Origin of the sequence: Actinoplanes subglobosus, assembly GCF_042650585.1 — a bacterium.
GTDB lineage: Bacteria > Actinomycetota > Actinomycetes > Mycobacteriales > Micromonosporaceae > Actinoplanes > Actinoplanes subglobosus.
In genome coordinates, this window is the sequence record NZ_JBHSBL010000005.1 from 264,212 (window position 1) to 288,411 (window position 24,200).

21 protein-coding genes are annotated in these 24,200 nt (G+C 70.5%); all 21 read left to right on the plus strand.

The genetic code is table 11. From position 1 onward, the window contains the following. The first annotated feature begins 55 nt into the window (after positions 1-55). Entirely contained in the window at positions 56-1,561 is a 1,506-nt protein-coding gene (locus tag ACFO0C_RS04710) for a UDP-N-acetylmuramoyl-L-alanyl-D-glutamate--2,6-diaminopimelate ligase (RefSeq protein WP_378065256.1), read from the plus strand. Continuing rightward, positions 1,558-2,940 carry a UDP-N-acetylmuramoyl-tripeptide--D-alanyl-D-alanine ligase gene (locus tag ACFO0C_RS04715; protein WP_378065257.1) on the plus strand — a complete coding sequence of 461 codons (1,383 nt, stop codon included), beginning with the start codon at positions 1,558-1,560 and terminating at the stop codon, positions 2,938-2,940. Before ACFO0C_RS04710 ends, ACFO0C_RS04715 begins: the two co-directional genes overlap by 4 nt. Continuing rightward, a complete protein-coding gene (gene mraY, locus ACFO0C_RS04720) occupies positions 2,937-4,055 on the plus strand; it encodes a phospho-N-acetylmuramoyl-pentapeptide-transferase (protein ID WP_378065258.1) in 1,119 nt (372 codons plus the stop codon). The genes ACFO0C_RS04715 and mraY overlap by 4 nt, the downstream gene beginning before the upstream one ends. Positions 4,056-4,127: 72 nt before the next feature. Next, positions 4,128-5,558: an FtsW/RodA/SpoVE family cell cycle protein gene (locus ACFO0C_RS04725; protein ID WP_378065259.1), complete on the plus strand. Its 1,431-nt coding sequence runs from the start codon at positions 4,128-4,130 to the stop codon at positions 5,556-5,558. After that, entirely contained in the window at positions 5,558-6,661 is a 1,104-nt protein-coding gene (gene murG, locus ACFO0C_RS04730) for an undecaprenyldiphospho-muramoylpentapeptide beta-N-acetylglucosaminyltransferase (protein WP_378065260.1), read from the plus strand. Before ACFO0C_RS04725 ends, murG begins: the two co-directional genes overlap by 1 nt. A gap of 59 nt (positions 6,662-6,720) precedes the next feature. After that, the gene (gene murC, locus ACFO0C_RS04735; RefSeq protein ID WP_378065558.1) at positions 6,721-8,124 is read left to right on the plus strand and encodes a UDP-N-acetylmuramate--L-alanine ligase; all 1,404 of its coding nucleotides are present in this window, start codon (positions 6,721-6,723) and stop codon (positions 8,122-8,124) included. A gap of 5 nt (positions 8,125-8,129) precedes the next feature. Beyond that, positions 8,130-8,900: a cell division protein FtsQ/DivIB gene (locus ACFO0C_RS04740; protein ID WP_378065261.1), complete on the plus strand. Its 771-nt coding sequence runs from the start codon at positions 8,130-8,132 to the stop codon at positions 8,898-8,900. Between the two features lie 294 nt (positions 8,901-9,194). Next, on the plus strand, positions 9,195-10,313 hold the full coding sequence (gene ftsZ, locus ACFO0C_RS04745; protein WP_378065262.1) for a cell division protein FtsZ: 1,119 nt from the start codon (positions 9,195-9,197) through the stop codon (positions 10,311-10,313). A 58-nt stretch (positions 10,314-10,371) separates the two neighbouring features. After that, entirely contained in the window at positions 10,372-11,079 is a 708-nt protein-coding gene (locus ACFO0C_RS04750) for a YggS family pyridoxal phosphate-dependent enzyme (RefSeq protein WP_378065263.1), read from the plus strand. Between the two features lie 208 nt (positions 11,080-11,287). Further along, positions 11,288-12,031 (plus strand): cell division protein SepF, encoded by a 744-nt coding sequence (locus ACFO0C_RS04755; protein ID WP_378065264.1) that lies wholly within the window; start codon positions 11,288-11,290, stop codon positions 12,029-12,031. A gap of 89 nt (positions 12,032-12,120) precedes the next feature. Beyond that, a complete protein-coding gene (locus ACFO0C_RS04760) occupies positions 12,121-12,426 on the plus strand; it encodes a YggT family protein (RefSeq protein WP_378065265.1) in 306 nt (101 codons plus the stop codon). A gap of 43 nt (positions 12,427-12,469) precedes the next feature. Continuing rightward, positions 12,470-13,285 (plus strand): DivIVA domain-containing protein, encoded by an 816-nt coding sequence (locus tag ACFO0C_RS04765; protein WP_378065266.1) that lies wholly within the window; start codon positions 12,470-12,472, stop codon positions 13,283-13,285. Between the two features lie 33 nt (positions 13,286-13,318). Beyond that, on the plus strand, positions 13,319-14,110 hold the full coding sequence (locus tag ACFO0C_RS04770; RefSeq protein ID WP_378065267.1) for a hypothetical protein: 792 nt from the start codon (positions 13,319-13,321) through the stop codon (positions 14,108-14,110). After that, positions 14,107-14,409 (plus strand): DUF167 domain-containing protein, encoded by a 303-nt coding sequence (locus tag ACFO0C_RS04775; RefSeq protein ID WP_378065268.1) that lies wholly within the window; start codon positions 14,107-14,109, stop codon positions 14,407-14,409. The genes ACFO0C_RS04770 and ACFO0C_RS04775 overlap by 4 nt, the downstream gene beginning before the upstream one ends. A 246-nt stretch (positions 14,410-14,655) precedes the next feature. After that, the gene (locus tag ACFO0C_RS04780) at positions 14,656-15,075 is read left to right on the plus strand and encodes a TraR/DksA family transcriptional regulator (RefSeq protein ID WP_378065269.1); all 420 of its coding nucleotides are present in this window, start codon (positions 14,656-14,658) and stop codon (positions 15,073-15,075) included. Beyond that, on the plus strand, positions 15,048-15,644 hold the full coding sequence (lspA, locus tag ACFO0C_RS04785; protein WP_378065270.1) for a signal peptidase II: 597 nt from the start codon (positions 15,048-15,050) through the stop codon (positions 15,642-15,644). Before ACFO0C_RS04780 ends, lspA begins: the two co-directional genes overlap by 28 nt. A gap of 41 nt (positions 15,645-15,685) precedes the next feature. After that, complete coding sequence (locus tag ACFO0C_RS04790) at positions 15,686-16,570, plus strand: RluA family pseudouridine synthase (protein WP_378065559.1); 885 nt, start codon at positions 15,686-15,688, stop codon at positions 16,568-16,570. Between the two features lie 15 nt (positions 16,571-16,585). Next, positions 16,586-17,575, plus strand: a complete 990-nt coding sequence (locus ACFO0C_RS04795; protein ID WP_378065272.1) for a hypothetical protein — start codon at positions 16,586-16,588, stop codon at positions 17,573-17,575. A 184-nt stretch (positions 17,576-17,759) separates the two neighbouring features. Beyond that, positions 17,760-19,223, plus strand: a complete 1,464-nt coding sequence (locus tag ACFO0C_RS04800) for a MinD/ParA family ATP-binding protein (protein ID WP_378065273.1) — start codon at positions 17,760-17,762, stop codon at positions 19,221-19,223. Between the two features lie 59 nt (positions 19,224-19,282). Then, a complete protein-coding gene (gene dnaE / locus ACFO0C_RS04805; RefSeq protein ID WP_378065274.1) occupies positions 19,283-22,819 on the plus strand; it encodes a DNA polymerase III subunit alpha in 3,537 nt (1,178 codons plus the stop codon). A 30-nt stretch (positions 22,820-22,849) separates the two neighbouring features. Further along, positions 22,850-23,827, plus strand: coding sequence for a hypothetical protein (locus ACFO0C_RS04810; RefSeq protein WP_378065275.1), 978 nt, complete (start codon positions 22,850-22,852; stop codon positions 23,825-23,827). Positions 23,828-24,200 lie beyond the last annotated feature (373 nt).

Genomic DNA, 24,200 nt, shown 5'->3' on the forward strand with positions numbered 1-24,200 from the left:
GCGGGCCGCATGGCGTTGACAGCGAGCCCACGGAGACGGGGTAGGGTCTGACGCCGTGTCCGGCATTCCACGTCCCGAGACCGTGGAGCCGTGCCTGGTGGCGCGGCTCGCGGACCTGTTACCGGCAGATCTGACCGGCGGTGACGTCCCGGTCACCGGTGTAACGCACAGTAGTCGGGAGGTGCGCCCGGGTGACCTCTACGCGGCGCTCCCCGGCGCCAACCGGCACGGTGCCGAGTTCGTGGCGGACGCCGTGCGCTCCGGCGCGGTGGCCGTCCTGACCGATCCGGCCGGCCGTGCCGCGGCCCTCGCCGCGGGGCTCCCGGTGCTGGTCACCGACGATCCGCGGGCGGCGCTCGGCACGGCCGCGGCGACGATCTACGGCGAGCCGTCGCGGCGGCTCACCATGATCGGCATCACCGGCACGGCCGGGAAGACCTCCACGTCCTACCTGGTCGAGGCCGGTCTACGGGCCGCCGGGAAGGTGACCGGGCTGGTCGGCACGGTGGAGACCCGGCTCGGCGACCTGGTGGTCAAGAGCGTGCGGACCACCCCGGAGGCCACCGACCTGCAGGCGATCCTCGCCACCGGCGTCGAGCGCGGCGTCGAGGCGGTGGTCATGGAGGTGTCCAGCCACGCGCTGGTGATGGGCCGGGCCGGTGGCATCCGCTTCGCGGCCGGCGGCTACACCAACTTCGGCCAGGATCACCTCGACTTCCACCCGACCTCGGAGGACTACTTCGAGGCCAAGGCGCGGCTCTTCGACGGCCGGTCCGCCGCCGAGGTGCTCAACTTCGACGACCCGGCGCTGCGCCCGCTGTTCAAGCCGTCGACGATCACCTACTCGGCGGCCGGTGACCCGGCGGCGACCTGGTGGGCCGCCGACGTGCGCCCGTCCGATTTCGGTCAGGTCTTCACCGCGCACGGCCCGGACGGTGTGACCGTCGAAACCGGCGTGGCGCTGCCCGGCCTGCACAACGTGGCGAACGCGTTGCTAGCGCTCGCCCTCCTGGCCGCGGTGGGTGTGGACGCCCGGGTGGCGGGCGCCGGCATCGCCGCCTGCCGCGGTGTGCCGGGCCGGCTGGAGCTGGTGGACGCGCCCGGCGAGATCCTCGGCGTGGTCGATTACGCCCACAAACCCAACGCGATCGTCGCCGCCCTCGCCGCGCTGCGCGGGCTCGCGACCACGCGCGGCGGCCGGCTGATCTGCGTGATCGGCGCCGGCGGCGACCGCGACCAGGGCAAACGGCCTCTGATGGGCGCGGCCGCGGCGCAGGGCGCCGACTTGGTGATCATCACCGATGACAACCCCAGGACCGAAGACCCGGCTTTTGTACGATCGGCGGTCCGCGTGGGCGCGGAAGAGGCGTCCACGCCCGCGAAGGTCATCGAAGTGGACGGCCGGCGCTCCGCGATCGGGGAGGCCGTGCGACTGGCCTCGCCCGGTGACGTGATCGCGGTGCTGGGCAAGGGCAACGAACAGGGCCAGGAGGTGAACGGCGAAGTGCTCCCGTTCGACGACCGTATCGAGCTGGCCGCCGCTCTGGAGGCGCGCGCATGATCGACCTGACCCTGCGGGAGATCGCCGGGATCACCGGCGGCCGGGTCGTCGGCGACCCGTCGGTGCTGGTGACCGGCGACGTCGAGTACGACTCCCGCAAGATCGGCCCGGGCGGCCTGTTCCTGGCGTTCGCCGGCGAGAAGGTGGACGGTCACGACTTCGCGGCCGCCGCCGTCGAGCGGGGTGCCGCCGCCGTGCTCGGCTCCCGGGACACCGGTGTGCCGGGCGTCGTCGTGGAGGACCCGCTGGCCGCGGTGGCCGCCCTGGCCCGGGCCGTGGTGGCCCGGCTGCACGACCTCACCGTGATCGGGCTGACCGGCTCGTCCGGCAAGACCACCACCAAGGACTACATCGGGCAGCTGCTGTCCCGGATCGGTCCCACGGTGGCCCTGCCCGGCTCGCTCAACAACGAGCTCGGTTTCCCGTACACCGTGTTGCGGGCCTCGGAGAAGCATCGGTTCCTGGTCCTGGAGATGGGCGCGCGCGGTGTCGGGCACATCCGGTACCTGACCGGCATCGCCCGCCCGTCGATCGGCGTGGTGCTGAACATCGGCGCCGCCCACATCGGCGAGTTCGGCTCCAAGGAGGGCACCGCCCTGGCCAAGGGCGAACTGGTCGAGGCGCTCCCGTCGACCGGGGTGGCGGTCCTCAACGCCGACGACCCGCTGGTCGCCGCGATGGCGTCGCGCACCTCGGCCCGGGTGGTCACGGTCGGGTCGACCGGATCGCTGACCGCCTCGGACGTCTCGCTCGACGCGGGTGGGCGGGCGTCGTACACCCTCTCCGACGGCACCCGGACCGGGCGGGTCCACCTCACCACGGCGGGTGAGCACCAGGTCGCGAACACCCTGTCCGCCGCCGCGGTGGCGCTGGCCGCCGGAATGGCGTTCGACGACCTGGTCGCCGCGCTGGGCGAGGTGGGCATCGCCTCCGAGCGCCGGATGGACGTCTACTCCCGGCTGGACGGTGTCACGGTGGTCGACGACTCGTACAACGCCAACCCGTCGTCGACCTCGGCCGCTCTGCGGGCCCTGGCCGCGATGGGCGGCGGCAAGCGCACCACCGCCGTCCTCGGCTTCATGGCCGAGCTCGGCGAGCACGAGGTGTCCGGTCATGCCGAGGTCGGGCGGCTCGCCGCCGAACTGGGTGTCGACCGGCTGATCGCGGTGACCGGCGCCGCGCGTCCGATCCTGGACGGCGCCGCGGCGGTGGACGGCTGGCGGGGTACGGGGCTCCTCGCCGAGGACCAGGCCGCCGCGATCGAGATCCTGCGCCACGACCTGCGCGCCGACGATGTCGTGCTGGTCAAGGGTTCCCGGTACCGCACATGGGATGTCGCCGACTGGCTGCGGCACCCCGAGGAGGTTCAGCCCACGTGAGGGCAGTCATCGTCGCGGCCGCGGTCGCCTTTCTCATCTCGCTCTTCGGCACGCCCCTCGCGATCCGGGTCTTCTCGGCGCTCAAGGCCGGGCAGCCGATCCGCACCATCGGGCCGCAGACCCACCTCGGCAAGCGGGGCACCCCGACCATGGGCGGCGTGGCGTTCATCATCGCCACGGTCTTCGCCTATGCCGCCGGGCACCTGGCGCTGACCACGCTGCCGGACCGGCAGATCGCGCAGGAGAAGCCGACCATGACCGCCCTGGTCCTGCTCGGTCTCTTCGTCTTCTGCGGCGCCGTGGGCTTCATGGACGACTTCCTGAAGGTGCGCAAGAAGAACTCGGACGGTCTCAGCGCCAAGGGCAAGCTCCTCGGCCAGCTGATCATCGGTACCGTGTTCGGCATCGCCGCGCTCTACTTCCCGAGCACCAACGGCCAGACCGTGGCCAGCGAGAAGATCTCCTTCATCCGCGACGTGAGCTGGCTGGACGTCGGCAAGGTCGGCTCGGTCATGGTGTTCGTCTTCGTGATCATGGCGATGTCGAACGGCGTGAACCTCACCGACGGCCTGGACGGTCTCGCCACCGGCGCGTCGATCCTGGTCCTCGGCGCCTACTCGCTGATCGGCTTCTGGCAGTACCGGCACTGGTGCGGTGACAACGACTACGTGGGCCAGGCCGGCTCGGCCACCGCGGAGCACTGTTATCAGGTCCGGGACCCACTGGAGATCGCGATGATCGCGGCGGCCGCGGCGGCGGCCTGTGTCGGCTTCCTGTGGTGGAACACCAACCCGGCCCGGATCTTCATGGGTGACACCGGCGCGCTGGCGCTGGGCGGCCTGATCGGCGGTCTGGCCGTGGCCACCCGCACCACGCTGCTCTCGGTCATCATCGGCGGCCTGTTCGTCATCATCACGATGTCCGTGGTCATCCAGATCATCTCGTTCAAGACCACCGGCAAGCGGGTCTTCCGGATGTCGCCGCTCCAGCACCACTTCGAGTTGGCCGGCTGGAGCGAGGTCAACATCGTGGTCCGGTTCTGGATCATCGCCGGCATCTGTGCGGCGATCGGCCTGGGCCTGTTCTACAGCGAGCACCTGGCGGTGATGGGGTAGTAGCGCAGATCTCCGCGCGACACGCCATCGACGTGTCGCGGAGAGATGTGGACATCGGACGATGATGGGGGTATGGCGGACGACCGATCCCAGCAGGCCCGCCCGTCATTGAGCCGGCAGCTCCTGCCCGCTGTGCACGGGCTGCTGGCCAGACCCCTGTCCTCGTACTACCTGCTGATCTCCAGCTGCTCGTTGCTGCTGCTGATCGGCCTCACCATGGTCTTCTCGGCCACGAGCGTGAAGGCGTTCGCGGAGAAGGGCAACGCCTTCACCGAGATCAGCAGCCAGGCCGTGTACGCGCTGCTCGGCCTGGTCGCGTTCTGGATCTTCCAGCGGCTGCCCTCGGTCACGCTGCGGGTGCTCGGCCGGGGCCTGCTGGCCATGTCCGTCATCCTGCTCACGCTCCTGGCCGCGATGAACGCGCTGGGCGCGGCCGACGTGCTGAGCCGGAACTCCGACGGCGACCCCATGCTCGGCCCGCTGGTGGCCCACCTGAACTGGCTGGTCCTCGGCTCGTTCAGCATGCAGCCGGGTGAGCTGGCGAAACTCGCCATGGTGCTGTGGGGCGCGGACATCATCGCCCGCAAGGGCCCGTCCCTGAGTCACTGGCGGGAGCTGGCGATGCCGCTGTTCCCGGTGATCGGCCTGCTCTTCGTCCTGGTCGGCTACAACGACCTGGGCACCATGCTGGTGCTGCTGGCGCTGATCGTCGGCCTGCTCTGGGCGGCCGGGGTCCGGCTGCGGGTCTTCGGCGCGCTGGGCGTGCTGGGTCTGGCCGGTGTCGGCCTGCTGATCGCGGCCGCGTCCCGGGGTGCCGGCTCCGGGACCGCCGGTGAGGAGAACTACCGGTTGCGGCGGCTCACCTCGTTCCTGGAGCCGCTGGCCGCCTGCGACACCACCACCGAGGCCGGGCGCTCCTGCTATCAGCTGGCGCAGGGCCGCTCGGCGATCTTCGAGGGCGGCTGGTTCGGTGTCGGGCTGGGCAAGAGCGCCCTCAAGTGGGGCTGGGTGCCGGAGGCCGGCAACGACTTCATCTTCGCGATCGTGGCCGAGGAGCTCGGCGTCGTCGGCTGCAGCGTGGTGCTGGCGCTGCTGTCGGTGCTCGCCTACACCGGGTTCCGGATCGCCCGCCGGGTCGCCGACCCGTTCCGCCGCCTCGCGGCCACCGCCATCACCACCTGGCTGGTCGCCCAGGCCGTGATCAACATGGGTGGTGTGGTGGGTCTCCTGCCGATCACCGGCCTGCCGCTCCCGTTCATCTCCGCGGGTGGCACCGCGCTCGTGGTGACCATGGCGGCGATCGGCATACTGGCGTCGTTCGCCCGGGCCGAACCGGACGCGGCGCGAGCGCTGAACGCCCGTCCGACGCCTCGGTGGGTACGGCTACTCTGGGCCCCGCTGCCGCCGCTCCCCCCGCCGCGGCGGCCGGGACAACAACGTCCGCCTGCCCAGAAACCGGGTGGCCGGGCCCAGGAGAGCGCGGGGGGCGTGAGGAGACGGTGATGGGGTCGCTGCGGTCGGTAGTGCTGGCCGGAGGGGGCACCGGTGGTCACATCTATCCGCTGCTCGCCTTCGCCGACGCCTTACGCCGCCACTTCCCCGACATCCGGATCACGACGCTGGGCAGCCCCAAGGGCATGGAGAACCAGCTGATCCCGGCGGCCGGCTACGACCTGCGCAGCATCCCGGCGTTCCAGCTGCCGCGCTCGCTCAACCTCGACCTGCTGCGCACCCCGGACCGGATGTACAAGTCGGCCCACGCGGCCGGTGAGGTCATCGACGAGGTGGAGGCCGAGGTGGTGGTCGGTTTCGGCGGTTACGTGTCGGTCCCGGCCTATCTGGCGGCCTGGCGGCGTGAGCTGCCGATCGTCATCCACGAGGTGAACGTGCCGCCCGGGGTGGCCAACCGGATGGGGATGAAATTCACCAAACGCGTCGCCGTCGGCTTCCCGCACCAGCTGGAGCAAGCCGAGGCGCTGCGCAACGCCCGCCTGGTCGGCGTCCCGCTGCGGACCGGCATCACCCACATGGACCGGCCGGCGCTGCGCCCGCAGGCGCTCTACCACTTCGGGCTGCGCCCGGACCTGCCGGTGCTGTTCGTGTCGGGCGGCTCGTCCGGCGCCCGCACGATCAACCTGGCGGTGGCCGCGGCGGCCAAGCGGCTCGCGCACGCCGGCATCCAGGTGCTGCACGTGCAGGGCGGGCGCAACGACCCGTTCGAGGTGCCGAAAGACCTGCCGGTGCCCTATGTCGTCGTGCCCTACCTGTCGGACATGCAGCTCGGCTACGCTGCCGCCGACCTGATGCTGTGCCGGGGCGGTGCGATCACGGTGGCCGAGACGACCGCGCTCGGCATGCCGGCGATCTACGTGCCCTATCCGTTCAGTAACCAGGAGCAGCGCCGGAACGCGCTGCCGGTGGTGGAGTCCGGCGGCGGCATGCTGGTGGACAACAGCGAGCTGACCCCGGAATGGATCGAGACCAACATCATCCCGCTGGCCCGCGACCGGCAGCGGCTGGCCGCGATGGGCGGCGCGGCGGCGAGGTACGGGCGCCGCGACGGTGACGAGCAGTTGCTGCGCTTCGTTCTCGAAGCGGTGAGCTGAGTGAGCTTTATCGAGGGAGTGGAACTGTGAACACGGCGGAGCTGACGCCGGCCGGTGAGATGACCGCCGAGGACCTGGGCAGTGTGCACCTGATCGGGATCGGCGGGGTCGGGATGGCCGGCCTGGCCCGGCTCCTGCTGACGCGTGGCGTGCCGGTCTCCGGCAGCGAGCTGCGCGAGTGGCCGGCCCTGGCCGCGCTGCGCGCCCTCGGCGGCACGGTCCACATGGCCCACGAGCCGTCCAACCTCGACGGCGTGGACACGGTCGTCTATTCGACCGCGATCCCGCAGGACCACGTGGAGATGGTGGAGGCGCGCCGCCGCGGGCTGCGGGTGCTGCACCGGTCCGAGGCCCTGGCCGCGGCGATGACCGACCGGCAGACCATCGCGGTGGCCGGCACCCACGGCAAGACCACCACCACGTCGATCATGACGGTGATCCTGCAGCACGCGGGGCAGGATCCGTCGTTCGTGATCGGCGGCGAGATGTCGGCGGCCGGGTCGAACGGGCACCACGGCACCGGGCCGCACTTCGTGGCCGAGGCCGACGAGCACGACCGGACGTTCCTGATCTACCGGCCGCACGTCGCGATCATCACCAACATCGAGGGCGACCACCTCAACAACTGGGGCGACCTGGAGACGTTGAAGGCCGGCTTCCTGGAGTTCGGCGGGCTGGCCGACGGGTTCGTGGTGACCTGCGCGGACGGGCCGGGCACCGAGGAGCTGATCGCGGGGCTCAAGGCACAGGGCAGGACCGTCTACACGTACGGCGAGTCGGCCGGCGCGGATCTGCGGATCTTCGACATCACCTCCTCGGTCAGTGGCGTGCGCTACCAGGCGGAGCTGGACGGTAGGCCGCTGGGCGAGTTCAAGCTGGCGCTGCCCGGCACGCACATGGGCCTGAACAGCGCGGCCACCGTGCTGACCGCCCTCAAGCTGGGCATCGAGCTCACCAAGGTGACCGAGGCGCTGGAGTCGTTCCCGGGGGTCCGCCGCCGGTTCGAGCGCAAGGGCATCGCGGCCGGCGTGCGGGTGTACGACGAGTACGCCTACCACCCGACCTCGGTGAAGGCGGCGCTGCGCACCCTGCGTGAGGTGGCCGGGGACGGACGGCTGCTGGTGGTCTTCCAGCCGTACCGGGTCTATCGCACCCGGGACCTGGAGGCCGAGCTGGCCGACGGCCTCGCGGTCGCCGACGAGGTGATCTGCATGGAGGTCTTCGGCCCGGGCGAGACCCGCGGCCCGGGGGAGGGCGGCCGGGCCCTGACCGCGGCGATCGGCCTGCCCGAGGACCGCAAGGTCTTCGTCCCGGACTGGGAGGACGTGCCGGCCGAGGTGGTCCGGCGCAGCCGTCCGGGCGACGTGGTGGTGACCATGGGCGCGCCGCCGATCTCGCTGATGGGTGACGAGCTGCTAGCCGCGCTGACCGAGGCCGACCGCCGGCCGGATCTGGCCGGCTGACGACGATGGCCGGCGGGGGCTCGCGCAACTGGCGGCTGGTCCGGGCCGACACGGACGCGGTGCCGCCGTCGGCCCGGCGCTTCATGGCGCGGGCCCGGCAGCGGCGCCTGCGGGCCGCGATGCCCTGGCTGATCGGTGCGGGGGCCCTGCTGGTCGTCGGCGGGCTGGTCTGGCTGGTCTACGGCACGCCGGTGCTCGGGGTCCGGGAGGTCCGGGTGGTCGGTGCCCAGATCCTCACGCCGGAGCAGGTGCGGGCGGCCGCCGCGGTCGAGCCGGAGTTACCGCTGGCCCGGGTCGACCTGGACGAGGTGAGTTCCCGGATCCGGCAGCTGCCGCCGGTGGACCGCGTGGTGGTGAGCCGCAGCTGGCCGTCGGCCGTGGTGATCGAGGTGGTGGAGCGGACCGCGGTGGCGGCGGTGCCGGCGCGTGACGATCAGTTCGTGCTGATCGACGACGACGGTGTGCCGTTCCGTGCGGTCGCCGCGCCGCCGGAGGGTCTGCCGCTCGCCCGGCTCGGCACGCCGGGTGCCGGTGACGAGAACACCGGGTCGGCGCTGACCGTGCTGGCCGCGCTCAGCGACGAGTTGCGCGAGCAGCTGGTGGCGATCGCGGTGCCCTCGCCGGTGCAGATCCGGCTGGAGTTGCGCAACGGCCGGGTGGTCATCTGGGGTGACGACACCAAGAGCGAGCGCAAGAGCACCGTCGCCACGGTCCTGCTGAAGCAGAAGGGCGACGAGATCGATGTGAGCGCCGTGAAAGTGGTGACCATACGCTAGCCATCCGGTTATTCGGACAAAGCGTGATGAACGCAATAAAAGGTTCAAGGTTACGGGTGAGTCGGATACTCACCTCCTACGCGCACGCGACACGCCGCTCCGGGTCTTTGGCTGAGGCGGCATGTCCGCATACGTTGCGTCGAGAGGTTCGAGTGGTTGACATAACTCTGAACCTCTAGTAGAGGGTGAGGGTTTCCTCGCCTTCCTTTGTACGGCAGCGGATGTCGAAGTGCGGTTCCCTGGACCGCAGGGGCCGTCGACGTCCGCCAACCCCGGAAGGGATGGCTGAGCCCGATGACACCTCCGCACAACTATCTTGCGGTCATCAAGGTCGTCGGCATCGGCGGTGGTGGCGTGAACGCCGTCAACCGCATGATCGAAGTTGGGCTCAAGGGTGTGGAGTTCATCGCGATCAACACCGATGCGCAGGCGCTGTTGATGAGCGACGCCGACGTCAAACTGGACGTCGGCCGGGAACTGACGCGTGGCCTGGGGGCCGGCGCGCAGCCCGAGGTCGGCAAGAACGCCGCCGAGGACCACCGCGACGAGATCGAGGAGGTCCTCAAGGGGGCCGACATGGTCTTCGTGACGTGCGGCGAGGGCGGCGGCACCGGCACCGGTGGCGCGCCCGTGGTCGCCAACATCGCCCGCAAGCTGGGCGCCCTCACGATCGGTGTGGTCACCCGCCCGTTCAACTTCGAGGGCAAGCGCCGCCAGGTGCAGGCCGAGGCCGGCATCGACGAGTTGCGCAACCAGTGCGACACCCTGATCGTGATCCCGAACGACCGGCTGCTCGCCCTGGGCGACCGCGGCATCAGCATGATGGACGCGTTCCGTCAGGCCGACCAGGTGCTGCTCTCCGGCGTGCAGGGCATCACCGACCTGATCACCACGCCCGGTCTGATCAACCTGGACTTCGCCGACGTCAAGAGCGTCATGAGCAACGCCGGCAGCGCCCTCATGGGCATCGGCAGCGCCCGTGGCGACAACCGCGCGGTCGAGGCCGCCGAGAAGGCGATCTCCAGCCCGCTGCTGGAGCAGAGCATGGACGGCGCCCGCGGCGTGCTGCTCTCCATCGCCGGCGGGTCGGACCTCGGCCTCTTCGAGATCAACGACGCGGCGCAGCTGGTGACCGACGCGGCCCACCCGGACGCGAACATCATCTTCGGCGCGGTCATCGACGACGCGCTCGGCGACGAGGTGCGGGTCACCGTGATCGCCGCCGGCTTCGACGGGGGTTCGCCCTCCTACAAGCCGGCCGAGCCGCCGCGCCGGGTGCCGGCCCCGTCGACCGGGAGCTCGCTGCCCCCGGTCCCGCCGCCGGTCACCCCGCCGCCGAGCACCCCGACTCCGCGCAGCCGGGTGCTCTTCGACGACGTGGACGTGCCGGACTTCCTGAAGAACGGGTCCTGAGCCCGCCTCTTCCGTGGTTTCGTGACGCTTCTCCCGTACCCCTCAAGAAGGTTGAACCTTGACCGACACCGGACGGCGCGCTGAGCTCGCCGCCTCTCTCGAACGGGTGCGGGAGCGCATCGCGCAAGCCTGCTCGGCGGCCGGAAGGCCGCCGGACGCGGTCGTCCTGACCGCGGTGACCAAGACCTACCCGGCGAGCGACGTCCTGTTGCTCGCCGGGCTCGGTGTCACGGACGTGGCCGAGAACCGGGATCAGGAGGCCTCCGCCAAGGCGGAGGCCGTGCGCGCCGGGGGCGCGCGACCACGATGGCACTTCGTCGGCCAGTTGCAGCGCAACAAGGTCAGATCGGTTCTGGCGTACGCCGATGTGGTCGAGTCGGTGGACTCGGTGCGCCTGGCCGAGGCCCTGGGGAGGGCCGCCGCCGGCCGGGAGACACCGCTCGAGGTGCTGATCCAGATCAGTCTGGACGGTGATCCGGCACGTGGGGGCGTGTTCGGAGATGATCTCTGGCGGGTATCCGACGCTGTGGCCTCATCGGAGGGTCTGCGCCTCGGCGGCGTGATGGCGGTGGCCCCGCTGGGTTCCGACCCGGGCGAGGCGTTCGCCGGACTGGCCGTCATCGCAGGTCAGATGGCATCTCGTCATCCCGGCGCGACGACCGTTTCGGCGGGCATGAGCGGCGATCTGGAGGCCGCGGTCCGGTATGGGGCGACACACGTACGGATCGGTACTTCTTTACTCGGGATGCGAAACTCGCTGCGGTAGCCTTGCGGCGGGCAGCAAACTACACAGGTGTTGTTCAACGCGACGAACCGCCACGGTTCTCGCATTGGACGGCGCGGCGTCGCAACGGGTCGTGGGTCCGATCAGGACTCTCTCCGGCTCGTAAGGGGGGACGCGGCACGCCGAGGGGGCGCGGGCCGCAACAGTGGACGGAGGGTGGGGGCATGGACTCTCGGCAGGGAGAGGTGGCATGAGCGGAGGCGCGTTTCGCAAGGCGGGCGTCTGGCTCGGCCTCGTCGAGGAGGACGACGACCGCGGGTATGACGACCGCGGCTACCGGGAGAGCTCCTACCGTTCGCGCGACCGTGACCGGGATCGCGACCGTGACCGTGACCGCTACTCCAGCGATCGGTATTCGTCGGCCGACGAGTTCGCCGAGGACGACGAGGAGGAGGAGCGCAGCGTCCCGCGGGCGCGCACCGAGCGCCGTGACCGCGAGCGTCTCTCCACCGCGCGGCAGGACCTGGACCGCGACCGTGACCGGGACGAGAGCGAGCGCCTCGATCGGGCGAGCGTCCGCTCCATCACCCGGCCGGCGCCGGCGCCGGAGCAGTCCGCGCCGCTGACCTACTCCACCCGGGAGAACCTGGCGCTCAAGCCGCAGCCCGTGGTCCACCCGCAGCCGGTGCACCAGCGCCCGGCCGAGGAGGAGCAGCGCTACCAGATCACCACGCTGCACCCGACGACGTATCGCGAGGCGCGGACGATCGGCGAGCACTTCCGTGACGGGGTGCCGGTGATCATCAACCTCACCGAGATGGACGAGTCGGACGCGCGGCGTCTGGTCGACTTCGCCGCCGGGCTGGCTTTCGGCCTGCGGGGTACGATCGAGCGCGTCACCAACCGGGTCTTCCTGCTGTCTCCCGCGAATGTCCAGGTCACCGCGGAAGACAAGGCCAAGATCGCAGAAGGCGGCTTCTTCGCCCAGGGTTGATCAACTCTGGGCGGCCGCCCGTCGATCGTGCCCCGGGCGTGTGACGCCCGACCCGGATGAGATTGACCCGAACGAGGGATCCACCTGACGTGCTGTCGATCGTGCTCCAGATCCTCTACATATTGCTGTACCTCTTCATGACGGTGCTGCTGGCCAGGTTCGTGCTGAGCGCCGTGCTGCAGTACGGTCGCCGCTGGCAGCCCAGCCGGGGAGCGTCGGCAGCCCTCGAAGCCGTGTGGAGCGTCACGGATCCACCCCTCAGGGCGTTGAGGCGTGTGATCCCCCCGCTGCGCATTGGTAACGTGAGTTTGGACCTGGCTTCCATCGTGCTGCTGGTTATCCTGTTCGTGCTCATGGACGTCGTACTGAGAAAACTGATCCTGAACTACAGCTAGACAGCAGCCCCAACCGCGGCCGCGACTGACCCGAGGAGTTTCGATGCCGCTGACCCCGGCCGACGTTCATAACGTCGCCTTCAAGAAGCCCCCGATCGGCAAGCGGGGGTATGACGAGGAGGAGGTCGACGCCTTCCTTGACGAGGTGGAGCGCGAGCTCGCCCGTCTGATCGAGGAGAACAACGAGCTGCGCGCCCAGGTGGAGCGCGGCGGGCGGGGTGGTGCACCGGCTGGTCCGGGCGCTGATCCGCGCCTGGCGGCCGAGCTCAATGACCTGAAGGGCCAGCTCGACCGCGTGCAGCGGGACAAGACGGCGGCTGAGCAGGCGGCCCGTCAGATGCAGGCCGAGCTGGACCAGGTGCGTGCCCAGGGCCCCGGCCCCGGTGCGGCCGCCGCCGGCGCTGACGGTGAGCAGCAGGCTCTGCGCGTTCTCATGATGGCCCAGCGCACCGCCGACGATCACGTCGCCGACGCGCGCCGCGAGGCCGACAAGCTTCTCTCCGACGCCCGTTCCAAGGCGGAGGAGGTCACCCGTGAGGCCCGGGCCAAGGCCGACGCTCTCGAGCGGGATGCCCGCCAGCGTCACCAGGAGGCCATGGGCGGCCTGGACGCGAAGCGGACCGCGCTGCAGAAGCACATCGAGGAGCTGAAGCAGTTCGAGCGGGAGTACCGGACGCGCCTCAAGGCGTACCTGGAGAGCCAGCTCCGCGACCTGGACGGTCGTGGGCAGGGCCTCGAGGCCGAGCTGACGCGGGCCGACTCCGGCCGTGCCGTCGGCGGCTCCGGTGGTCTCGCCGCTGCCGGCCTGGCCAGCTCCTACAGCGGTGGCCGCACCAACTCCATCGAATCGGGCCGCTGACCCGGGTCCCCCGCACCGCGACGAGGATGAGCCATGATCGTTGCTAGTCTCCTGCTCATCCCCGTCGCGGTTCTGTTTCTCGCGCTGGGCCTGGTCAACGGGTCGAGCGGCCTTCTCATAACGTCGATCGTGGTCAGCCTGCTGGCCGCGGTCGCCCTGGTCATCGGCACCCGTCAGGCTGCCTCCCGGCGTGCCGCCGAGTCGTCGCCGGCACCGGCCGCCCGGCCCCCGCGCCGTGAGCCGCCGCCCGCCTTCGCCGAAGATTCTGCCTCCGCCCCGGCGGCCCCCGCAGGCGAATCCGTCCACTACGAGGAGCCCGCTCCGGCAGACCGGGACCTCGATCGGGATCTCGATGCCGACACCGCCCGGGCGGCCGGTGCCCGGGATGCGGCGTCCCATTTGGGGGATCGCCGGGAGTCCCGCGCAGATTATGTCGATTCCGACTCCACGGCTGATTCCGGTGTCCCGGCCGGCTCCGGCTCGCCCGCCGATCCCGACGAGGATCTCTCGTGGCGTCCGGCCGCCGCTGCCGCCGAGACGCAGGAGCAGGCCGACGAGTTCGCCGAGCCGGACGACGACGACCCGGACGACGAGCCGCTGCCGCAGTCGGTGCGGCCGGCCGACGCGGTGCTCGTCGCGCGGTTCGACACCGAGGTGATGGTGGTCGACGGCCGCCCGCGCTACCACATGGCCGACTGCCCGCACCTGGTCGGCCGGCTGACCGAGGCGCTACCGGTCAACGAGGCGGTCCAGCTCGGTTTCAGCCCGTGCGGCCTGTGCCGTCCGGTCGACCGGCTCGTCGCGGCCGTGGCCCAGCACCGTTGAGTGCCCGGCCGGCCGGGGTGTCGGTGCCGGTCCGGGTGCGCCCGGGGGCCGGCCGGACCCGGGTGGGCGGCCGGTATGAGGGGCCGCACGGTCCGGCGCTGATCGTCGCGGTGGGCGCGCCCGCGGTCGACGGCAAGGCCACCGAGGCGGTGCGCAAGGCGCTGGCCGGCGCGCTCGGGGTGCGGCCCGGTGAGGTGTCGCTGCGACTGGGGGCGACGAGCCGGGACAAGGTGTTCACCGTCACCGCACCGGCGGACGCGTGGGAGAGCCGGCTCCTGGAGCTTCGCGACAACGGATAGTGATCACTGGTTCACCGCGGGTGTATCTTCGGTAATCCGGCGACAGGCGGGCGCTTTCCGGTGTTTTGTCGGATCTGGCAGTGATGGCGGGTTGTCGTGGTACTTCACGTTCCGTATTCTTGCCACCCTCCGGAGTGCGCAGCCCTCTACCGCCCACGCTGTTCGTGCAGGACAGGCCAGGGGAGGGCGGCCGCCCGTTTTTTGTAGACCGCTGATCGCCGCCGGACGGCGGCCGAGGGAGCGACGATGGCCAAGGCAACGGAGACACGGCCCGGATCGAACGGCCCGGCGGGCGAACGGGTCCGCGACGAGGCGGAGACCGAACGGATCCGGCAGGCGCTGGTCGCGCGGCTCGACGAGCTTCAGGCCGAGTACGATCAGTCGCTCAGCGAGATCACCGAGCTCCAGCGCGAGCGTCTGGCCGACTCGGCCGGCGACGACCAGGCCGACACCGGCACCAAGACGTTCGAGCGCGAGCAGGAGATCACGCTGGCCAACAACCTGCTCGAGCGGATCACACAGGTCGAACGCGCGATCGATCGGCTCGGGTCGGGCAACTACGGTTGGTGTGAGCGGTGCGGCACCCAGATCCCGGTCGAGCGGCTGGCTGCGTTCCCCTCCGCCACGCTCTGTGTCTCGTGCAAGCAGTTGGAGGAACGACGCTGAACGCCGACGATCAGGCCGCCCCACGGTTCAACTCCCGTGCGGTGGCCGTCCTGGCCGCGACCGCGGTCATCGCCGTGGCGGTCGACCAGTGGGTCAAGCACCTCTCCACCGAGAACCTGGATCCCGGCGAGCCGGTCCGCATCCTCGGTGGACTGATCTATCTGTCACTGATGCGCAACGGCGGAGCCGCGTTCAGTCTCGGCAGCGACTACACCTGGATCTTCCCGGTGATCACCCTGGTGGTGGTCTGCGTGATCGGGTGGATGGCGTCGCGGCTGCGCTCTGTGCCGTGGGCCGTCTCCCTCGGCCTGGTGCTGGGCGGCGCCCTGGGCAACCTGGGCGACCGGTTGTTCCGTGCCCCCGGCCCGTTCCAGGGTCACGTGGTCGACATGATCAGCCTCTTCGCGCCGTACGCGGAGAAGTTCGCGGTCTTCAACATCGCCGACAGCTGCCTCACCGTCGGGGTCTGCCTGGCCGTGCTGCTGGAACTGACCGGCCGTCAGCGTGACGGCACGCGCCTGGTCAATGAGAAGAAGACGTCGGCCCCGGCCAAGGAGGAGACCGCGTGAGCGGGCAGCGTTCGCTTCCGGTGCCGGACGGGCTCGACGGGATGCGCCTGGACCAGGCCGTCTCGCGGCTCTTCGGGCTGTCGCGGACCGCGGCGGCCACCCTGGTGGAGTCCGGTGACGCGCTCGTCGACGGCGTCGCCCGGCTCAAGTCGGAGAAGGTGGTGGCCGGGTCCTGGCTGGAGGTCACCCTCCCGTCGCCGGTGGCGCCGCCGACCGTGGTGGCCGAGCCGGTGCACGGTCTCGGCATCATCTACAGCGACGACGACATCGTGGTGGTCGACAAGCCGGTCGGGGTCGCCGCGCACCCCAGCCCCGGCTGGACCGGGCCGACCGTGATCGGCGGCCTGGCCTCGATGGGGCAGAACGTGGCGACCAGCGGCGCCGCCGAGCGCCAGGGGGTCGTGCACCGGCTCGACGTGGGCACCACCGGTCTGATGGTGGTGGCCAAGAGCGAGCAGGCGTACACGGCGCTGAAGCGGGCCTTCAAGGAGCGCGAGGTGGAGAAGCGCTACCACGCCGTGGTCCAGGGGCATCTCGATCCGCTGCGCGGCACCATCGACGCGCCGATCGACCGGCACCCCACCGCCGACTGGAAGTTCGCGGTCATGTCGAGTGGGAAACCCAGCGTGACCCACTACGACACGATCGAGGCGTTCCGGTCGGCCAGCCTGGTCGACGTGCGGCTGGAGACGGGGCGGACGCACCAGATCCGGGTGCACATGTCGGCGATGCGGCACCCGTGCGTGGGTGACACGGCCTACGGCGCCGACCCGACGCTGGCAGCCCGGCTCAAACTGGACCGGCAGTGGCTGCACGCGCGGGAGCTGGCGTTCGTACACCCCCGAACGTATGAGGAGGTCCGGTTCGTCAGCGACTACCCTGACGACCTGAAACACGCGCTGGACGTCCTCCAGGACGCCGGCTGACCGTCGGGAGTGAACGTGGGCCCCGCGACCCGTATGCGGGCGGTCCTCGTCGGGTTCGGGGCCGCCGCGCTCCGGTTGCAGATCATGACCGGAGTGGCGCTGGCCGCTATCGGCATGCTGGTCCTCGTCGTGTTCTGGGCCGACCGGGAGCTGCCGGCCGGTGAGGAGCCCGGGGACGTGCTCCGGGTGGGTGTCGTCGAGGGCCAGTCGGTCAGTGGATACCTCCGCTCGTCGCAGGACGAGCTGGCCCGCCTGGCCGGCGCGCCGGAGGACACCTGGGCACTCGTCGCCTTCAACCGTTACGCGGCGCCGGACGGCCTGCCGGCCATGCTCGCCGGCGCCCGGGTGGCCCAGGTGTACGCACGGGTGCCGATGGAGGACGCCCGCACGCCGGTGGTCCGGATCGCGGTGGCCGACCTTCCCGCCGACGTGACCGCGGGGATGATCGAGGCGGCCCGGACCCGTGACCGGGAACAGGCCGACTATCAGCGGCTGAGCGGTGCGCTGGCCGGTGAGGGCCGGACCGAGGCGCGGCTCCGGGCGGCCTACGAAAGCGCGGCGCGGATGGCCGCCGAGGAGGCCGCCGCCTACCGGGCGGGATGCGAGTGCGTCTTCGCCGCGGTGGTGCGGGCGGCTCCGGCGGTGCTCGACGGGATCTCGGCCCGGCCGTGGGTGCGGGTGGTGGATCCGGCGCCGGAGGTACGGCTGCTGGAGCGTACGGAGTTCCGCCCGCCTCTGCCCGAGGAGGTGGACGTCGTGTCCCCGGACCCGTCCACCGTGCCATCCACGATGGTGAGCGTTGCCTCAGCCACCCCGGCACCGTTACCGTCGTCGATCGAGGTTGATGTGACATCTGCCTCACCCGGCAATTCAGGCGGGACAGGCCCGTCTGCCGTATTCCCTTCCGACGGGTCGGGTGCCGTACCCTCGGCAGCGGACGCGAGTCCAGCTCACGACGGTGCGGACGTCTCTCCCGGTGCGTCCAGCGGGGAATCCGGCCGTTGAGTTCCCCGTACCCGCAACGTTCGGCCGGAGGGTCGTGCACGACCGGGGCGGCAGCATGTGATCAAGAACGACCGGGGGATGGGCGGTCGGTCAGTGGCCCGGATACGGTCTCATCCGTAGCCTGTCAGGGGCGAGCGAGACCATCGCCGTGAAACATGTCGGGTAGGCGCAGAAAGGACGAGCCGTGGACGGGACCGAGACCGGCTGGGGCCGGCCTGCGGAACCAGCCCCGCGCTGGCGGGCGCTGCTCGACCGTGCCCGGCACGCCGGCCGCAGCGAGGAGCCGGAAGAGGCGCCCAAGCAGCCGGAGACGCCTCCGCAGCAGCAACAGCAACAGCAGTGGGGTCAGCAGCTGCCGACCCGTGGCTCGGCGGCGGTGGGCCGTCCGGTCAACCCGCTCGACCCGCGGCAGTCCGGTGGTTACGGGCCGCCGGCCGACCAGCAGCGTCCACCGGCCGAGCCGCAGCGCCCGTCGGTGCCGCAGCGGCCGATCAACCCGCTCGACCCGCGCTGGCAGGGCCGGCGTGAGCCCGAGCAGCACAGTTTCTTCGAGCCGTCGCCGCGTTCGCAGCCGCCGGCTCAGCAGCCACCCCCGCCGCAGCCGCAGCAGCCCCCGCAGAATTACGGTTCCGCCTATCCGGCCAACGGCTATGCCCCGCCGGCGCCCAACGGCTACCCGCCGCCGCAGCCCGCCACGGCCTACGCGCCCCAGCAGGCCTACCCACCGCCTCCGGCCCCGGCTCCGGCCCCTCCGCAGCCCGTTCCCGGGCGGGCTCCCGCGCCGGTCTCGCCGGCCCCGGCGGCCGCCCGGATCGAGTGGCGCCAGACCCGTCCCGAGGACGGCATGGACCGGGTCGTCTCGGTCATGCGGCGCAAGCTCGGCAAGCCACGGGTGCTGGCGTTCGCCAACCCCAAGGGCGGCGTCCACAAGACCACCGCGACGGTGCTGGCCGCCGCCACCATCGGGAGCGTCCGCGGGCGCGGCGTGCTCGCCTGGGACGACAACGAGCTGCGCGGGACCCTCGGCCTGCGGGCCGGCAGCGCCCGGCACGCGCGGACGATCAAGCACCTGCTCGCCGATCTGATGCGGATCGAGAGCCTGCACGGCGACGCCCTGCTGCAGGAGCTCGACGCCTATCTGCGGCACGCCTCCGACGGGTCCTACGACGTGCTGGCCGGCGAGGAGAACCCGCGTTTCGCCCAGCGGCTCGACCAGGGCACCGTGCGCCGGGTGATGGACCTGCTGCGCCGGACGCACGACGTGATCTGCGTCGACACCGGCAACAACGTGGAGAGCGTGAACTGGCAGACCGTGATGCGGTCGGCCGACCAGCTGGTGATCACGACGGTGCCCCGCGAGGACGCCGCGTTCACCGCCGACTGGATGCTCGACGTGCTGGAGGAGGGTGGGCAGGGCGACATGGTGGCCAACGCCGTGACGCTCATCTCGTGCCCGTCCCCGGGGCATCTGCCGCTCCTGGAGGACTTCAAGCGCCACTTCGCCACCCGGACCAGGGCGGTCGCCGTCGTGCCCTACGACCCGGCTCTGGAGGTCGGCTCGTCCATCGAGTACGGCGATCTCCAGCAGGAGACCCGGCAGGCCTGGCTCCGCGCGGCGTCGGTGATGTTGGAGCCCTTCGCGGAGTAGGTTCTGTCGTACGCCGGGGCTAGGCTTCCTGGGCTGTCTTTCGCCAAGAGGGGGTTTGGGTGTCTGACTCGTTTGTGCACCTGCATGTGCACACAGAGTATTCAATGCTCGACGGGGCGGCCCGGATCAAGGAACTTCTCGCGGAGGCCAAACGGCTCGGCATGCCGGCCGCGGCGATCACCGATCACGGCAACATGCACGGCGCCTACGACTTCTACACGCAGGCCAAAGCCGCCGGCGTGACCCCGGTCATCGGGGTCGAGGCCTATGTCGCGCCGGAGTCCCGGCTGGACAAGAAGCGCATCAAGTGGGGCCGTCCGGAGCAGAAATCGGACGACGTCTCTGGTAACGGTGCGTATACGCACATGACCATGTGGGCGCGTAACGCGGTCGGCCTGAAGAACCTGTTCCGGCTCAACTCGCGCGGCTCCATGGAGGGCCAGCTCGGTAAGTATCCGCGGATGGACTTCGACATCATCGCGGAGCACGCCGAGGGCATCATGGGCACCACCGGCTGCCCGTCCGGCATCGTGCAGACCCGGCTGCGCCTGGGTCACTTCGACGAGGCGCTCAAGTCCGCCGCGATGTACCAGGAAGCCCTCGGCAGGGACCATTACTTCCTGGAGATCATGGACCACGGCCTGTCGATCGAGCGACGGGTCCGTGACGGCCTGCTGGAGATCGGTAAGAAGCTCAACATCCCGCCGCTGGTCACCAACGACTCGCACTACGTGCACGAGGAGCAGTCGGCGGCGCACGACGTGCTGCTGTGCGTGCAGACCGGCAGCAACGTGGCCGACCCCAACCGGTTCCGGTTCGACGGCTCCGGCTACTTCGTGAAATCGGCCGACCAGATGCGGGCGGTGGACTCCTCCGAGGCGTGGCAGGAGGGCTGCCGCAACACCCTGCTGGTGGCGGAGAAGGTCGACATCGACGGGATGTTCACCTTCAAGAACCTGATGCCCCGGTTCCCCATCCCGGACGGGTTCTCCGAGGAGGAGTACTTCCGGCACATGGCGTTCGAGGGGCTGCGCAAGCGGTTCCCGGACGGCATCCCGGAGAGCCACGTCAAGCAGGCCGACTACGAGCTCGGCGTGATCATCTCGATGGGTTTCCCGGCGTACTTCCTGGTGGTCGCCGACTTCATCCAGTGGGCGAAGGACAACGGCATCGCGGTCGGCCCCGGTCGTGGCTCGGCGGCGGGGTCGTTGATCGCGTACGCGATGGGCATCACCGACCTCGACCCGATCCCGCACGGCCTGATCTTCGAGCGGTTCCTCAACCCCGAGCGCGTCTCGATGCCCGATGTCGACATCGACTTCGACGACCGGCGCCGTGCCGAGGTGATCCGCTACGTCACCGAGAAATGGGGCGAGGACAAGGTCGCCCAGATCGCCACGTTCGGCACGATCAAGGCCAAGGCCGCGATCAAGGACTCGGCCCGGGTGCTGGGTTACCCGTTCGCGGTCGGCGACAAGATCACCAAGGCGATGCCGCCGGACGTCATGGGCAAGGGCATCACCCTCGGCGGCATCTTCAACAAGGAGGACAAGCGGTACAACGAGGCCGGTGAGGTCCGCGGGCTCTACGAGACCGACCCGGACGTGAAGAAGGTCATCGACACCGCCCGGGGCATCGAGGGCCTGATCCGGCAGACCGGTGTCCACGCCGCCGGGGTCATCATGTCCGCCGAGCCGATCATCGACCACATCCCGCTCATGCGCCGGGCCAGCGACGGCGTGATCATCACGCAGTTCGACTACCCGACCTGCGAGACGCTCGGCCTGCTGAAGATGGACTTCCTCGGCCTGCGCAACCTGACGATCCTCGACGACGCGAACAAGAACGTCGAGATCAACCACGGTCAGAAACTCGACCTGCTGGCGCTGCCGCTGGACGACCCGAAGGCGTACGAGTTGCTCGCCCGTGGTGACACCCTGGGCGTGTTCCAGCTCGACGGTGGCCCGATGCGCTCGCTGCTTCGCCTGATGAAGCCGGACAACTTCGAGGACATCTCCGCCGTCCTGGCGCTCTACCGGCCCGGCCCGATGGGCGTCGACTCGCACACCAACTACGCCCTCCGGAAGAACAAGCTCCAGGAGATCACCCCGATCCACCCGGAGCTGGAGGAGCCGCTGCGCGAGATCCTCGAGCCGACCTACGGCCTGATCGTCTACCAGGAGCAGGTGCAGCGCGCCGCGCAGATCCTCGCCGGTTACAGCCTCGGCCAGGCCGACCTGCTCCGCCGCGCCATGGGTAAGAAGAAGAAGGAGATCCTCGACAAGGAGTTCGTCCCGTTCCGCGACGGGTGCCGCGAGCACGGCTACTCCGACGAGGCCATCCAGGCGGTGTGGGACGTGCTGGTGCCGTTCGCCGGCTACGCGTTCAACAAGGCGCACTCCGCGGCGTACGGGCTGGTGTCCTTCTGGACCGCCTACCTGAAGGCGCACTACCCGGCCGAGTACATGGCCGGCCTGCTCACCAGCGTCGGCGACGACAAGGACAAGATGGCCATGTATCTGGCGGAGTGCCGCCGGATGGGCATCCAGGTGCTGCCGCCGGACGTCAACCAGTCGGCCGGCCCGTTCACCCCGGTCGGCAAGGACATCCGGTTCGGCCTGGGCGCGGTCCGCAACGTCGGCGCCAACGTGGTCGAGGCGGTCGTCCGGTGCCGCAAGGAGAAATCCGAGTACAACGACTTCTACGACTTCCTGTCCAAGGTCGATGCGGTGGTCTGCAACAAGAGGACGATCGAATCGCTGATCAAGGCGGGCGCGTTCGACTCGATGGGGCACAGCCGCAAGGGCCTGCTCGCGATCCACGCCGAGGCCATCGACGCGTACGCGGATGTCAAGCGCAACGAGGCGGCCGGCCAGTTCGACCTGTTCGGTGCGTTCGGTGACGACGCCGGCGGTGGCGGCTCAGCCGCGGTCAGCATGCCGCCGATCGGTGACAGCGAGTGGGACAAGCGCGACAAGCTGGCCTTCGAGCGGGAGATGCTCGGCCTCTACGTCTCCGACCACCCGCTCGCCGGGCTGGAGGTGATGCTGGCCAACGCGGCCGACACCAGCATCGCGGCGCTCAACGAGGAGGGCTCCGTCCCGGACGGTCAGATCGTCACACTGGCCGGCATCCTCACCGGCGTCCAGCGGCGGATCACCAAGCAGGGCCGCTCGTGGGCGTCGGCCACCCTGGAGGACCTGGCCGGCGGAGTCGAGGCGCTCTTCTTCCCGAACACGTACGAGTTGGTCGGGCAGTACATCGCCGAGGACGCGATCGTGGTCGTCAAGGGCCGCATCGACCGGCGTGACGACCAGGCCCGGATCATGGCGATGGACATGTCGATCCCCGACATCTCCCACAACCCGGACAACAAGCCGGTCACCCTGACCATGCCGATCACCCGGTGCACGCCGCCGATGGTCGACTCGCTCAAGGAGATCCTGGTGAGCCACCCGGGCGATACCGAGGTGCACGTCCATCTGCAGAACGGCAGCCGGACCACGGTGATGCGGCTCGGCGGCGTCCGGGTCGCGGCGACACCGGCCCTGCGCGCCGACCTGAAGATGATCCTCGGCCCCTCGGCCGTCGCCTGACGGCACAGGTCCGTCTGGAAGGATCGCAGGGTGGCGTACCCCAGTGAGCAGCCGGCCGGCCAGTCCCAGCCATTCGCGGGACCGGCGCGGGAGGAGCAGTCCTTCGCGGGGCCGCCGCGGGAGGAGCAGCCTTTCGTGGGGCCCGCTTGGGAGGGCCAGCCTTTCGTGGGGCCTGCGGGGGAGGGCCAGCCTTTCGTGGGGCCGCCGCGGGAGGGCCAGCCTTTCGTGGGGCCGCTGCGGGAGGGCTGGCGGCAGTGGTTCCAGCTGCAGGGCAGTTCCCGGCCGTGGCGGCGTTCGGTCGCGGCCGGTGCCGGTGCGGCGGTGGCGATAGCCGTTCTCGGGGTGCTGTTCGGGCTGCTCTGGGCCTGGCTGGCGCCGACCGTGCCGGTGGTCAAACTCGCCGACGGATCGATCGTCGTCACCGATCCGTCGCCCGAGCAGTACATTGCGGCCGACGGCTGGTTCACGCTGCTCGGCCTCGGGTTCGGGCTGATCGTGACGGTCGGGGCGTGGCTGGCGCTGCGCCGTGACCGGGGGCCGTTCCTGCTGCTCGGTGTCATCGGCGGCACCCTGGTCGCCGGCCGGTGGGTTGCCCCGCTGGTCGGCGAGTTCCTCGGGCGCGGCGCCTATCAGGACTGGCGGGAGACGGCGGCCCAGGGAGCGACCTATCTCGCGCCGCCGGAGCTGCAGTCGCTCGGGCCGAAACTGGTGCCGGCGTTCATCGCGGCAATCGTGCTGACCCTGCTGGCCGGGTGGTCCAACGATCCCGACCTGGATCTGCCGGGCGCCCATCCGGGATATGCGGCCAACCACGGCTATCCGCCCTACCCGCCGCAGGCCGGGGACTATGCACCCTATGCGTCACCGGCGGGCGAGCCCCATGCGAGGCCGGCGGGTGAGCGGTCCCCTTCCGCCCCGCCGCCAGCCGAGGTGGGCGAGCGGCCGGAGACGGGTCAGGGGCAGGCCTATGGCGGCGTCGAGCAGCAGGAGCCACGCCGCCCGGCATGACGGCGCGGGTTGGTGGCCTTCGCCGGACGTCTGTTCGCTGGACGGCTGTTTCGCCTGCCCTGAGCGCTCGACCACAGGTGGTCTTGAGACTTTCTGCGGGTGCTAGCGCCTCGGAATCTTTGGGGAGTCAGTTCCGTTCCGGGCGTTGGCTGCACCCATGCGGGCGATTGGGTGTAGTTGTGGTCCCTGGGTGGGCGGTGATTGCTCCCGGTCGCGTATGGGGTCGGTCGGGTGTCTACTCGCCCCGTGCCGTCGGGCGCCGGTACAGGTCACACCGGCGCCCGTCGATGATCGAGGTCACCGTGGGCAGGCAGAGTGCGGGAGTCGTCGCGGGATGGTCCGGGACGCGGATGGTGCGGTCGGGGGCCGGCTG